11 protein-coding genes are annotated in these 13,381 nt (G+C 60.1%); 2 read left to right on the top strand and 9 right to left on the bottom strand.

The window, feature by feature from the left end; genetic code table 11:
* The first annotated feature begins 114 nt into the window (after nucleotides 1-114).
* On the top strand, nucleotides 115-930 hold the full coding sequence (locus ACZ5C7_RS04590) for an SDR family NAD(P)-dependent oxidoreductase (RefSeq protein ID WP_464374919.1): 816 nt from the start codon (nucleotides 115-117) through the stop codon (nucleotides 928-930).
* A 214-nt stretch (nucleotides 931-1,144) separates the two neighbouring features.
* On the opposite strand, the gene ACZ5C7_RS04585 is transcribed toward ACZ5C7_RS04590, so the two are convergent.
* From ACZ5C7_RS04585 to ACZ5C7_RS04550, 8 genes are all read right to left on the bottom strand, one after another.
* Nucleotides 1,145-2,530, bottom strand: a complete 1,386-nt coding sequence (locus tag ACZ5C7_RS04585) for an exo-beta-N-acetylmuramidase NamZ family protein (RefSeq protein WP_464374918.1) — start codon at nucleotides 2,528-2,530, stop codon at nucleotides 1,145-1,147.
* Between the two features lie 232 nt (nucleotides 2,531-2,762).
* Nucleotides 2,763-3,668 carry an endonuclease/exonuclease/phosphatase family protein gene (locus ACZ5C7_RS04580; protein ID WP_464374917.1) on the bottom strand — a complete coding sequence of 302 codons (906 nt, stop codon included), beginning with the start codon at nucleotides 3,666-3,668 and terminating at the stop codon, nucleotides 2,763-2,765.
* Nucleotides 3,669-3,735: 67 nt separating this feature from the next.
* Complete coding sequence (locus ACZ5C7_RS04575; RefSeq protein WP_464374916.1) at nucleotides 3,736-5,580, bottom strand: glycoside hydrolase family 3 protein; 1,845 nt, start codon at nucleotides 5,578-5,580, stop codon at nucleotides 3,736-3,738.
* Between the two features lie 302 nt (nucleotides 5,581-5,882).
* Nucleotides 5,883-7,208 (bottom strand): extracellular solute-binding protein, encoded by a 1,326-nt coding sequence (locus ACZ5C7_RS04570; RefSeq protein WP_464374915.1) that lies wholly within the window; start codon nucleotides 7,206-7,208, stop codon nucleotides 5,883-5,885.
* A 405-nt stretch (nucleotides 7,209-7,613) separates the two neighbouring features.
* Nucleotides 7,614-8,018 carry a carboxypeptidase-like regulatory domain-containing protein gene (locus ACZ5C7_RS04565; protein WP_464374914.1) on the bottom strand — a complete coding sequence of 135 codons (405 nt, stop codon included), beginning with the start codon at nucleotides 8,016-8,018 and terminating at the stop codon, nucleotides 7,614-7,616.
* 7 nt (nucleotides 8,019-8,025) lie between these two features.
* Nucleotides 8,026-8,919, bottom strand: coding sequence for a carbohydrate ABC transporter permease (locus tag ACZ5C7_RS04560; RefSeq protein ID WP_464374913.1), 894 nt, complete (start codon nucleotides 8,917-8,919; stop codon nucleotides 8,026-8,028).
* Nucleotides 8,916-9,851 (bottom strand): carbohydrate ABC transporter permease, encoded by a 936-nt coding sequence (locus ACZ5C7_RS04555; protein ID WP_464374912.1) that lies wholly within the window; start codon nucleotides 9,849-9,851, stop codon nucleotides 8,916-8,918. The genes ACZ5C7_RS04560 and ACZ5C7_RS04555 overlap by 4 nt, the downstream gene beginning before the upstream one ends.
* 125 nt (nucleotides 9,852-9,976) lie before the next feature.
* Nucleotides 9,977-11,173: a hypothetical protein gene (locus ACZ5C7_RS04550; RefSeq protein ID WP_464374911.1), complete on the bottom strand. Its 1,197-nt coding sequence runs from the start codon at nucleotides 11,171-11,173 to the stop codon at nucleotides 9,977-9,979.
* A 74-nt stretch (nucleotides 11,174-11,247) separates the two neighbouring features.
* On the opposite strand from ACZ5C7_RS04550, the gene ACZ5C7_RS04545 reads away from it, so the two are divergent.
* Complete coding sequence (locus ACZ5C7_RS04545) at nucleotides 11,248-12,072, top strand: SDR family NAD(P)-dependent oxidoreductase (protein WP_464374910.1); 825 nt, start codon at nucleotides 11,248-11,250, stop codon at nucleotides 12,070-12,072.
* A 39-nt stretch (nucleotides 12,073-12,111) separates the two neighbouring features.
* Here ACZ5C7_RS04545 and ACZ5C7_RS04540 read toward each other — a convergent pair whose 3' ends face one another.
* Entirely contained in the window at nucleotides 12,112-13,278 is a 1,167-nt protein-coding gene (locus tag ACZ5C7_RS04540; RefSeq protein WP_464374909.1) for an ABC transporter ATP-binding protein, read from the bottom strand.
* Nucleotides 13,279-13,381: the final 103 nt, after the last annotated feature.

Genomic DNA, 13,381 nt, shown 5'->3' with positions numbered 1-13,381 from the left:
GCGAAGCGATAATACGCGGATCAACGGCCGCGAGAACGTGAAAACTCGTTCGGCGTCAGACCGGTATCCCGAACACAATCTACTTGATGGTCGGCTTCGTACGACCCTCTCAAGATGGATGCGCAGGTAGTAGACGGTAAAACGGCAATCGTTACTGGAGCGGCGAACGGGATCGGCTGTGCTATCGCTTCGAAGCTAGCGAAAGAAGGTGCATCGGTCGTCGTCGCAGATGTGGACGAAACGAGCGGTCGAGAGACGACCGAACGGATAACTGCCGAAGGCGGACGGGCGTCGTTCGTCCGAACCGACGTTACCGACACCGAGTCCGTCCGTTCACTCATCGACGACACCATCGAACGCGAGGGGTCGGTCGACATCCTCGTCAACAACGCGGGCGGTGCACTCGACGACGACGTCGTCCACGAAGTCGACGACGAAACCTGGCGACGAAACATCGAATTGAACTTGACCGGCCCGTTCATCTGTACGCGCGAAGTTCTCCCGGCGATGGCCGAATCTGGGGGCGGACGAATCGTCCACGTCTCGTCAGTCAACGGAAAGACCGGGATCGGTCTCAGCGCGTATTCTGCGGCAAAAAGCGGGATTCACTCGCTCTCGAGGCTCGTCGCGACGCAGTACGGACAGTACGGGATCAGATCCAACGTCGTCTGTCCCGGAACGATCGAAACCGATTCCCGACGCGAGCAACGCGCTGCGGACTGGTCTACCGAAACCCGAAACCAACTTCTCGACCAGTACCCGCTCGAGCAATTCGGTCACCCGGAGGACGTGGCCAACGCCGTCTTGTTCCTCTCATCGGATCTTTCGAAGTTCGTTACCGGTACCGAAATGCTCGTTGACGGCGGATTAACGGGTGGATTGGATCGGACGTTCGAGCGGACCGTGTACGACGTTGACCGGCTCTGGTAGTACTCGTCAAAACGGTCCCCCGAAGCTGTCCCGGAACGATCGAAGAACGTGGTCTGAGATCGGCATCCTCGGGAACCGAATCCGCCCGTCCGTGACCGTCAACGGATCGTGGCGGACGGAGTCGTCCCAGACGTAGTACACCGCTCGCCTCGGCGACTACGGATGGCATCGCTTCGTCGAATAATCACGCGGTCGCGTCGGTTACGAAGTTGCCTCAGTTGCCATTCCCGCGACCCCGCCAGCGATCGTCGTACAGGAGGAACGGTTCCCTAACACCCTGAAACTCGTCGATATCATCCTCCCAGTCGCTTCGAATCTGGTCCGCCAGCGCCACCGGATCCGTCTCGGAGTCCGCCGCGTCGATCGTCTCTCGGAGTTCGCTCCCGTTCGCTCGAGTATCGATCGCGTACGTATCGCCCCACGAGATCCACTCGCTCTCGGGGTACCAGAGGAACGCGGAGGCGAGCATCACCAAGCCGACGCGAACGGGCTGGACGCGGGATCGGTCGACGATATGCGTCTGGACACCGCCTACGTTTTCCCCTGCGTGGTCGTCGAACGTTGGTTCGAACCAGACCGGGCGGAACCGGACGCCGGGCAACCCGAGTTCGTTCAAGGCGTCGGCCCACTCCTGGCCGTCGATCCACGGGGCACCGATGTACTCGAAGGGCTTCGTCGTCCCGCGTCCCTCAGAGTGGTTCGTCGCCTCGAAGTACACCATCCCGGGATAGATGGTCGCGGTGTCCGTCGCCGGCATGTTCGGCGACGGCGGCACGAAGGGGAGCCCGGTCTCGTCGTACCACATCTCCCGTTGCCACCCCTGCATCTGGACGACCTCGAGGTCCGCACCCAAGTCGAACTCGTCGTTGAAGTAGTGCGCTATTTCGCCGACCGTCATCCCGTGGATTATCGGCAGTCGATAGTCGCCGATTCCCGAGGCGTTTTCGTCGTCGATCCGACTTCCCGTTATCGAAAGCGGTGCGATGGGATTCGGACGATCCAGCACGACGAATCGGGTTTCGGTTTGGCCGATAGTTTCCAACGAACGCGCGATATCGTAGATGTACGTGTAGAACCGGACGCCGACGTCCTGCATGTCGAAGAGCACGACATCCAGGTCCTCGATCATCTCCGGTTGCAACTGCCGGGTATCGCCGTAGAGACTGAGCACCGGCAGCCCCGTCTTCTCGTCGACCGTGTCGCCGACGCCTTCGCCGGCCTCCGCGTCACCCCGGATGCCGTGTTCGGGACTGAAAAGCTTCTGAAGATCGAACGCCCCGTGTTCGTACAGGAGGTCGATCGTCGGCGTCAGCGAGCTGTCGACGCCGGAAGGGTTCGTGATCAACCCCAGCCGTTCGCCTTCGAGGAGGTCGACCCGCTCCTCGAGGAGCGTCTCGACGCCGAGCGTGGTCGACGGCGTAGCCCGATCGGGTGGACCTCGTCTCTCTCCGTCGGGCTCGGCCGCCGCCCCCTGGCCGCTCAGACCAAGCATGGCACCGAACGTCCCCGCCGCGGTCGTTCGCAGCCATCCCCGCCTCGTCGTGGGAACCGATACTCTACTGTTCGCACTGTCTTCGCCTGTAGTGTCATTTGACACCATACGACATAATCACGAGACATTAGTATAAATGTTTTCCAGATAGTAGTCGACGAACCGAAGTTCGGTCAGCGTCTACAAGAAATTAACACGGAGTCAGTCACCAACGTTCTCGAAGATTCGGGGGCTGGATGAGGGCTCAGTACGAGCGAGAAAGCCCCGACTGGGCCACACGCTCTTCGAGATCGTCGACGAGAAAGACGGAGACCGACACCCAACGGTCCGGCTTCCCGCTTTACTCTCGCGAACGCCCGCCCACGGCGGAGCCGGGGAGCGACAGGTCCGCGACCACCGGCCGGTGATCGGAAGCGAGCGTCTCGACGACGTTCGCTGAATCCGTCTCCACGCTCGAGGAGGACAACACGTAATCGATCCGCTTGATCGGGTCCGCCGCCGGGAACGTGTACCCCGGTTCCGCGCCCCGCGCGTCCCAGGCGTCGTCGAACTCGTCCCAAAGCGGGCTCAGTTCCGGTGCGTCAGGTGGAGCGTTTAGGTCGCCCGTAAGAAGCGTGGGTCCGCGGTCCGAATCCACGATCTCCAGCATGTCGTCGACCTGCATCTGACGAACGGTCGGATCCGCTCTGAAATCCAGGTGCGTCCCGTAGAAGGAGACGGTCACGCCTCGCACGTTTACCCTGACTTCGGGGAAGCCAGGTGCCGGTTGCGGCTCCGTACCAACCTGCGTCGACAGGCGAGTTATCTCGTGATTTTCCGAGTACTGGATCGGATACTCGCTCAGCACGGCCAACCCGTACTCGCGGCGCGGTCGGCCGCTCTCGGGAGGATCCTGGCTATAGATCGGGGCGAAGAAGTAATTCACGTCCAGCATCTCCGCCAGTATCTTCGCCTGGTCCTTAAACTTAGAGCGATCGCCCCAGTGGACATCCACTTCCTGCAGTCCGACGATCCCGGCATCGGACTCCCGAATTACCCGAGCCGTGCGCTCGAGATCTAGTCGGCCGTCCGAACCGGTGCCGTGATCGATGTTATAACTCATCACTGTCAGTTCCCGATCGGGGGCCTCCGGCTCGGCCGACGCGTTACCCACGAACTGTCCGGACAACAGGCCGACCCCGCTAGCGCCGAGAATTGACAGTGCACTCCGCCGCGTTCGAGTCTTCGTCGTCTCTTTCGTTAGCATATGTTCATGATTGACACAGTATGGTGTGAATTTTTCAGGATGCTGATAATATGCGATAAAATTCTATTTACTCCTCGTACCCCAACCCGTGACCGAGGGGATAGTAACCCTCGATATCTACGGGAAGCGTTCCCTTCGGTTCGGCGCCGAAGACGACTTCGGCAACTCCCTCCAGCGACGATACGTTCAGTTGCTTCCACCGGTCGAGCGCGTACGACGCGAGGTAGGCATCGACATCCGGATACGATGCGATATCGTAAGGAAGACCGACTGCTACCGCGACCGTGGGCGTCCCCGTCTCCTGAACCGATTCGACGAGTTCGGCCTGTCCATCGGGGAGCTCGGACGCCGAATACGTCGCGACGAGCGCCCGGTCCGCCTCCTCGGCGAGCGCCACCACCTCAGCGATCTCCTCGTCGGTTGGGTCGTCGTCCTCCCACTGACTCGACTGCCAGTCGACCACGTCGCCCGCGGAGCGCTCGCGGACGGCGTCCGCGAGGACGTCGACTTGCGCGACACCTGCGACGAGCGTCGTTCCGCCGTCGGTTGCGTCGAACGGGAGGACGCCGTCATTTTTCACCAGCGTCATCGACTCGCGAGCGATCTCCGCGGCGCGTCTGCGGTCCGGGCCCTTGGCGGTTCTGCGAATTGCCTGCTGGGGGTTGGCGTATATTCGGCCCTTCGGCCTCCCACCGCCCCGGGTCAACAAGCCGTACTTCCGCTTGGCCTTGAGCACTCGCGTCGCCGCCTCCTCGACGCGCTCCATCGACAGCTCGCCGGATTCGACGGCGTCGTATAGCGCATCGACGGTGGCGGCGTGGTCCTCGTAATCGCCCATCGACATGATGACGTCAGAACCCGCCTTCGCGGCGAGGACGGCGGCGCGCTGTCGCCCCCACATTTCCGTGATCGCATCCATCGACATCGAGTCGGTGACGAGCAGTCCGTCGAACCCGAGTTCGTCACGAAGAAGACCGGTCAGCACGGGCTCGGAGAGCGTCGCTGGGCGCTCAGAGTCGATCGCTTCGACGACGATGTGGGCGGTCATAATAGCGTCGATACCTGCATCGATGGCAGACTGAAATGGGGGCAGGTGAATTTCCTCGAGCGTCTCCCGGTCGTAGGAAACCGTGGGGAGACCCGTGTGCGAATCCGTGTAAGTGTCCCCGTGTCCTGGGAAGTGCTTGGCGGTGGCGACGATACCGTTTCCGTTGCTCTGGAAGGCCGGCACTTGTGCGGTGGTCAGCTCCGATACGAGATCAGTGTCTCCGCTGTACGCTCGGATACCGATCACCGGATTTTCCGGATTCGTGTTGACGTCGGTGACCGGGGCAAATCCCCAGTGGTACCCCATCGCACGCGCTTCCGTCGCAGTGATTCTCGCGGCGTCGGCGGCCGCCTGTTCGGAACCGAGCGCGCCGAGGTTCATGTTTCGTGGGAACTTCGTCGGCGAGTCGTCTCGGAGATCACCGACGCTATGGGCGGAGCCGAACTCGAAGTCCGCGCCGACGAGAAGCGGGAGTTCCGACTCCGTCTCCGACGCCCAGCACTGGAGTTGATTGTTGAACTCGGCGGTTTGCTCGGGCGTGCCGACGTGTTCAACCATCGCAGATCCGACCGCGAGATCCTTCACCACGTCCTCGGCCCTCGGCGACGGCTCCCCGTCGTCGGTCGGGTTCATCAGCGCCATCACCATCTGACCGATCTTCTCGCGATCGGAGAGCCCGGCTAGCAGGTCGTCAACGGACCCCCGAGATTTCGCGGACGCGGAGCCGATCCCCCCAAACGCCCCACCGGCACCGAGAGCGCCGGTCGTTCGGACGAAGCGACGACGCGTGGTTGACGGGTCGGATCGGGTCTCACTCTGGTCACTGTACTCACTATCCGTTTGCAAGGTGTTATCTAACACCATGCATATAACAGATAGTGTCCGTTTAAAAATCTTTTCCTATAGTGATTTGTAGAGGCTATTACTGAGACCTAGTATAAGATCGAGCGATCGTAAATCGGAACGGCGGAGCCGCCGTTCGGACGACCCACCGACTAGCGGATACAGGTGTCCGCGCAAAAAGTGGATGCTATCTCGAGCGTCAGCCGACGCTACTACGTCGCACGCGGACTACAGTGTCGTCTACCGGCATTAGCGCAGCTAGCCGACGCTACGACATCGCCGACTGGCTCCAGGTCGCCAGTGGGCCAAGCCGTCAGCTAACACTACAATGCGCTGTTGACGCGCGATTCCGCCTGATCGACCGCGTCCTGCGGGTCCGTTTCCCCGAGCGCACACGCGGAGAACTCCGAAGCGATGATGTCGGCGACTTCGGTGGCCTGCGGAATCACCGGCGGACGCCAGAGATCTTCGGAGACGACGTCGTACATTTCGTACAACTCCACGAGCAGGGGGTTGTTCGATTGGAACTCCTCGTCGTTCTGTAGTTCCTCCATCGCCTCGGTGTGCGGAACGAGCACGGTCGTGTTTCGGAGGAAGTCCTTCTGGAACTCCTTGTTGAGGATGACCGTCGTGAAATCGAACGCGGCCTGCTGTTCGGCCTCGGTCTTGTCGGGCGTCGTGATCCCGAGCCCGTGGAACGTGAACAGTCCGCCGTTTTCCGGAGCGTGAGCGATGTCCACCGTGTCTTCGCTCACCCAATCCTCGCCGAAGTTCTGGATCAAGCGTAGCGCCGATCCGGAGCCGAAGTACATTCCCGTGTTTCCGGAACCGAATTGCTCCGCCTGGGGATCCCACTCGCCGGTCCACGTGACTTCGGGTATCACGCCGTCGCTGGTCAACTCCTGGAACCGCTCAAGCAGTTCGACCGTCGTCGACGTGTTGAACGCCGCCTCGGTGTTGTCGTCGGTGAGGATGTCGACGCCCTCCGATTGGAACCACGGCCACAGCAGGAAGTCGAACCGGATAAACGTGAGCCCGAAGTCCGCGCCGGAGTTCTCCGCGATTTCCTCCGCCGCGTCGAGGTACTCGTGGGTCGACCACGGCTCCTCGTTCGTCGGCGGTTCGACGCCCGCCTCGTCGAACCAGTCTGAGTTGCAGATGGTCATGTTCGTCCCCATGTAAAACGGCATCTGGTACAGCGTGCCGTCGTACTGATTCAACTCGAGTGCCGTGTCGTCGTACTTGTCGAGAATCTCGTCGTCCGCTATCTCCTCAATGTCGACGAACACGCCGTCGTCTGCGTACCGGGCGTACGCCCCGAACTGCGTGTCGAAAATGCTCGGCGGATCGCCGCTCTGGAGCCGCGATTGGAAGAACGAGATGATGTCCTCCGTCGCGGGCCCGCGGTCGATCCAGCCCGCCTCGAGGTCGTCGTACTCGTCGCCGAACTCATCCTCGAAGGTCGGAATGATTTCCTCCTCGATCGTCTCCTCCCAGAAGGGGAGATTCCACGTGTACAGCTCGATCGTATCGTTGATTCCTTCTCCGTCACTACCGCCGAGACAACCGGCGAGGCCGGCCGCAGTGCCGGCCGCAATGCCTTTTAAGTAGGTTCGCCTGCTACCAGTAGGTATGCTTTCCCGTACCATCGTTTTCGATAAGTACCTTCTATTATATATATCTACTGTCTCTTTGGCGGCCTCGGGAGCAATTTCGACAATTCGATCGACACTTCCGGTTACACGCGCCATGCTCGTCGAACGTTTGGAGCACAAGCGCCCAGCATTCCAGCGGACGAGAACTCCGTAAAGCGACCCCTCCGCTTCTCGTGGTCAATTCTTGTCGTAAGAAACGCGATGACGGCAAACGTCTGCATGCGCTCGAGCGGCATCAGTTCCGAGTCCACCGCTGGTCGGTGGAAGCCGCACGCGTCGAGAACGTCGACGAGGGGCCACTGTCCAAGCGCTCGAGGTGGCCCCAAAGAGACCGATACGACGATCGATTGCGATGTCGGTCCGCGGGTGTTCGAATAGCGATGTACTGACTGAAAGCTATTACCCGATCACGAGATCCACCTCCGTGTTCTGTCCCTGGAAATACAGGTGATACCGGTCGGTCTCGCTCTCACCGAGTTCTTCGTGTTGGGCGTGGATGGTGAACTCCAGGAGGCTCTGATCTTGGAACTCGAACTCGCCGTTCTCGTCGGTCGTCGTAGACTGTGGGTTAGGGACGCCAGCGACCGTCTGGGGTGAGAGCGTGACGGTGGCATCGGCGACCGGATCCCCGTCGTCGTCGATGACCTGTCCGGTAACGTATCCGTCGTTGTTCACCGCGACGTACCCCTGCATGGCGACCGATGCGACCAGCACGACCGCAATCAAAACCGTGAATCGGTTGATCAGGAGACGTCGGATCGAGATCGTCTGGGCGACCAGTTTGAGGAGTGGTGGTAGCTTCATGGATGAATCACGTTTTGATACTGCTCATGACCGCACTGCGGATGAAGTATTTCTGTAGCAGGAAGAACAGAATCAGCACCGGCAGTAAGACCATAATCGTGAAGGCGTACTGTAGTGCGAAATCTCCCGACATCTGGGACTGGAACTCCGCTAGCCCGAGCGGCAGCGTGATCGTGCTGTCCTCCGTCGCGATTAGCAGCGGCCACAGGTAGCTGTTCCACGAGAAAACGAACGCGAGGATGACGGTCGTCGCCAGCGCCGCCTTCGAAAGCGGCCAGTAGACGCCGAAGATGATGTACAGTTCGGACGCGCCGTCGAGACGCGCGGCATCGACCATCGAGTCCGGCACCGCCTCGAACGCGCTTTTCAACACGAGGATGTTGACGACGCTCACCGCGACGACAATCGCGAGTCCCGTGTAGGTGTTGATCAGCCCCAGTTGGTCGGTGATCAGATAGTTTGTAAGGAAGATCGTCTGGAAGGGAACCATCATCGCCACGACGATAAACCCCATGACGTACTTCTTCCCATAGAAGTCCATCGAGAGCCCGTAGGCGGCTAGCGAACAGAAGATCAACTGGCTGACGATCGCTATTGCGGACACGATTACGCTGTTGATCGCGTACTGGGCGAACGGGATAGCATAGTAGACCTGGACGAAGTTGTACAAGCTCAGGTCGTCGATGATCAGCGACGGCGGCGAGCCGTATAGTGATCCGCTCGGCCACACCCCGGCGATCCGAACCAGCCAGTAAAACGGGAACGCAAACAGTACTGCCGCGACCAATGCGATGGTGAACAATCCGACCTTGCGGAGCAGCACCGATTTACGTTGCGAGGTTATGTGCCGGACGACCCGTCGGGGATCGTCCATCGATACGAATTCGTTGATTCCACTCATGAGTAGCTCACCTGCTGGAGTTTGAGGCCAAGGTATGCCACGATGATCGTGGCGACGACCATGATCGTACTGAGGACTGCGCCGTATCCAAAGTCACCGTACGCGAACATTTGTTGGTAGATCCACGTTAGCAAAATCTCCGTGGAATTCCCCGGTCCGCCGCCCGTCATCACGTTGATGAGGTCGAACAACCGGAACGAGATGACGACGCCGACCAGTACGCAGACGCCGAGCGTCGGCTTCAGGAGCGGTAGGGTGAGGTAGCGGAACTGCTGCCAGCGGCTAGCCCCGTCGATGCGTGACACCTCGTACACCTGCTGGGGAATCGTCTGGAGGCCGGCCAGAATAATGATGACGTAAAACCCGGTCGTCTTCCAGACCTGAACCATAAACACCGAGAAGAGAGCCCAGCCGCTGTCTCCCAGCCAACTGATGTGACTGTCGATCAGCCCGATGTTCAACAACACGTGGTTGACCACCCCCTGCTCGGTGTGGAGCATGTACTGCCAGATGACCGCGATCGCGACCATCATCGTGATGTACGGGAGGAAAAACACCGAGCGAAACACCTTCGATCCCGGGAACTTCTGGTTGAGCAAGACTGCGATAAACAGTGCCAACACGATTCCGACGGGGATCGTCCCGAACAGGATGATGGTGTTGCGTAACGCCGTCGGGAACACCGGATCGTGCATCAACGTCGCCCAATTATCCAGCCCGACGAACGACATTTCACCGGTATAGCTCCGGTCGAAGAATGCGAGAACGATGTTCCAGCCCAGCGCGATGTACTTGAACACCAGTAGCCACACCAGAACCGGAGCAAGCGCGATCCACGCGATCACGGTGTGGCGCTGCTTCTTCGAGAGGTTGGCGTCACTGGTTAGGAGACGCCGCCACGTCGCCGGAGACTTCAACGACTCCTCGTTCATGGTACGGACGCCTCCGCCGCGTACAGGTTCCGTTCGCTCATAGTACGTTCCACGTCAATCATGTCTGTATGTCACGTGTGACCCAGTTACTCGTAGGTGCTCATAATTCTTTGCCCGGTCACACATCACTGGTGTGAGGCGATCGCAGACCCGATCCAGTCGAGGTTACGCTCGGGCAAGAGCCCGTAGTTGTAGAACGACACGCGATCCGCGTTTTCGACAAGCCCGTCCACGAGATCTACGACCGTTGATTCGTCGTGGATGTAGGGGTGGGCGGGGAGGACGCCGGCGTGTACCGGAACGTCGGCCATCTCCTCGGTCGTCCGCACGCAGTCGACCGTCTCCTCGCGAGTCTCCCGATAGGCCATAACCGTGACGGAGTCGAGCGATCGCGACAGCTCCTGGAGATCCATTCCGTGCATCCAAGAGTTCTCTACGCCCTTCATGCCGACGTACGCGGCCAGCTTCGCGTCCTCGACGACATCCGAAAATCGGCGGTACAGGTCGGTCAGCACCTCGGTCCGGACATCGACGTAGGCATCGACCTCGGGGTGCGCCCGAAGCCAAGCGCCCACAGCGGTATTGTGGCTGAGTTCGTCAGCCGAGATCGCGTCCACGGTCGACCTGATCGTTTTCGCGACCGCGTCGGTATCGATGCCCGCTCGCCGCGCGTTCGCGCGGCAGTGATCGCAAAAACACACGCCGAATAAGAACTCCCCGAGATCGCCGAGGCGCGCGTGGAACTTGTCGTGGTGCCACCCGTAACCGGTGCCGTAGAAGTAGTTGAACGTCTCGAGTTCGATCCGCTCGAAGGACGCCCGGTCGTCGAGGTCGGCCAGCAGCGCGAGGAGGTACTCCTGTACGGCCGGCTGGGACGGACAGAGGCCGAACACGAGCGGGTCGCCGAACGCGTTCTGTAGCGTATATTCGGGGTGGGACATCCCCAGTCGCGAGTTGTGACAACCGACGGTCCAGGAGTTAAGGGACACTCCGGTATCAGCGAGTTCGCGGTCGATCGTCGCGAGCCAATCGGCGTCGTCCATCCGCTCGTTCGGGACGGGTTCGAGGTCGCCGTATCCGTCGCCGGGCTGAAAGTAGGAACTCGGGCGGGCGAAGAACGTCCGTCGTTCGGGGTTGTGCGGCAGGTACGTCTGTACGGAGTGATAGTTTGTGGCGAGGTTTATCTCGGTGATCCCGAGGTCGAGCAACCGTTGAGCGACCGACTCGATACCCTCGTCGATCAGATCCCACGGATACGCCCACGTAGCGAACTTGACATCCTCCCGCCCTGAAGGGCGAGGCTTCCGCTTGCTATCCGTCATACTCTCCACGTCAAAGCCGAACAATAAAAACCTAGGTAAGAGATAAATGGTGAGCGTTACACAGTACACATGGCATGCAAAAGCAACTGTTAGCGGGAGATACTGCTATTGTTACCGGTGCGGCGTCCGGGATCGGACGCGCGATCGCGACCCGATTCGCCGAGGAGGGTGCAAACGTCGTGATCGCAGACGTCGACGAGGGAAACGGCACCGACGTCGAGGCGCAATTGACGGATGAAGGCGGCGACGTGACGTTCGTTCCGACGGACGTAAGCGACGCCGCTCAGGTCGAGGCGCTCGTCGAGACGACCGTCGATGAGTTCGGAGGGCTGGACGTCCTCGTCAACAACGCTGGCGGATCGTTCGAGGACGGCAAGCTCCACGAAATCGACGAGGACACCTGGGAGCGCAACCTCGCGGTCAACCTCAAGGGCCCGTTCCTCTGCTCGAGGGCGGCGCTGCCGGCGATGATCGAGAGCGGCGGCGGTCGGATGGTCCACACGTCGTCGGTCAACGCGCTGACCGGGATCGGTCTGACATCGTACTCGTCGGCCAAAAGCGGGATGTTCGCGCTCTCGAGGCTGATCGCGACGCAGTACGGCTGTCACGGTATCCGATCGAACGTCGTCTGCCCGGGGACGATCCAGACGGAGACTCGGCGCGAGGAGATGGAACGAAAGGACGCCACGGAAATCGAGGACAAATGGCTCGAGCAGTACCCCGTGGGTCGACTGGGTCGGTTAGACGATGTTTCCAACGCCGTTCTGTACCTGTCCTCTCCGATGTCCTCGTTCGTTACCGGGACCGAACTCGTCGTAGACGGCGGGCTGACGGCGGGTCTCGATCACAGCTTCGAACAAACGGTGTACGATATCGAATCGTCAACAGGATCGAAGTAAGCGGCAGCAAAATAGTCCGAGTCCGTCGTCGTTTACGAGTTATTGTTCCTTGACCGTGATCTGTTCGTCTAGTCGAGCGTCATCGCTCGATGCTGGTTCGCGGTTCTTGATCGTCTGATGCGATTCGGCGTCGAACACGTGAACCCGCTGTTCGGGAATGTCGAGGTGGATCTTATCCTCGCCCTCGATCTGATAGTATCCCGGAACGCTCGCGATGTAGGTCTCACGACCGATGTCGAAGTAGAGGAGGTGTTTCTCTCCGAGCGGTTCGATGACGTCAACTTCGACGGTGACCGACGTGTCCGTCGGCGACTGCGCGAGATCGAAATCTTCGGGACGGATTCCGATGAGCACTTCTCGCCCGTCGGCGGTCAGTTCGTCGGCGAGCACGCTCGACGCGCCGTACGAGAAGGCGTCGTGTTCGAGCGTTAATCCGTCATCGGCCCAGTCGGTCGTCGCTGAGATGAAGTTCATACTCGGCGATCCGATGAAGCCAGCGACGAAAACGTTGACCGGCTCGTAGTAGGCCTCCAGCGGCGTCGCGACCTGCTGAAGTTCGCCCTGATCCATGATCGCGATCCGATCTCCCATCGTCATCGCTTCGGTCTGGTCGTGAGTAACGTAGATCGTCGTGACGTCGAGTTCGCTCTGCAGACGTTGGATCTCGGTACGCATCTGCGAGCGGAGTTTGGCGTCGAGATTCGAGAGTGGTTCGTCCATAAGGAACACCTCAGGATTGCGGACAATCGCTCGCCCCAGCGCGACGCGCTGTTGTTGGCCGCCCGAAAGTTCGCTCGGCATCTTCTCGAGTAACTTGCCGATATCCATGATATCGGCGGCCTCGTCGACGCGGTCGTCGATCTCCCCTTCGTCGAGCGCCCCTTGCATCTTCAGCCCGAACGACATGTTACCGCGGGCCGTCAGATGCGGATAGAGCGCGTAGTTCTGGAACACCATCGCGAGGTCCCGATTTTTCGGCTTAGTCTGACCGATCTCCTCGTCACCGAGATAAAGGTCCCCGCCCGTGAGCGTCTCGAGTCCGGAGATCAAACGGAGTAACGTCGACTTCCCGCTCCCGGACGGGCCGACGAGAACCATGAACTCTCCGTCCTCGATCTCCATGGATACCTCGTTTACTGCGACGATCTCTCCCTCGTTCGGGTCGTTGAAGACCTTCCGTATGCTATCTAACCTCAGGGAACTCATCTTGTACTAACGTCACCAGCTAGCATTCTTATAGGTTTCGGTGATCGTGATCGTCCATTGAGAGCCACGTTCGCGGACATCCGATCCCGTCTAGCAAGTGAGC

The sequence above is a fragment of the Halostagnicola alkaliphila genome, from assembly GCF_055379965.1.
The sequence above is the reverse complement of the archived record's forward strand: the minus strand, read 5'-3'. Positions and strand labels throughout refer to the sequence as shown.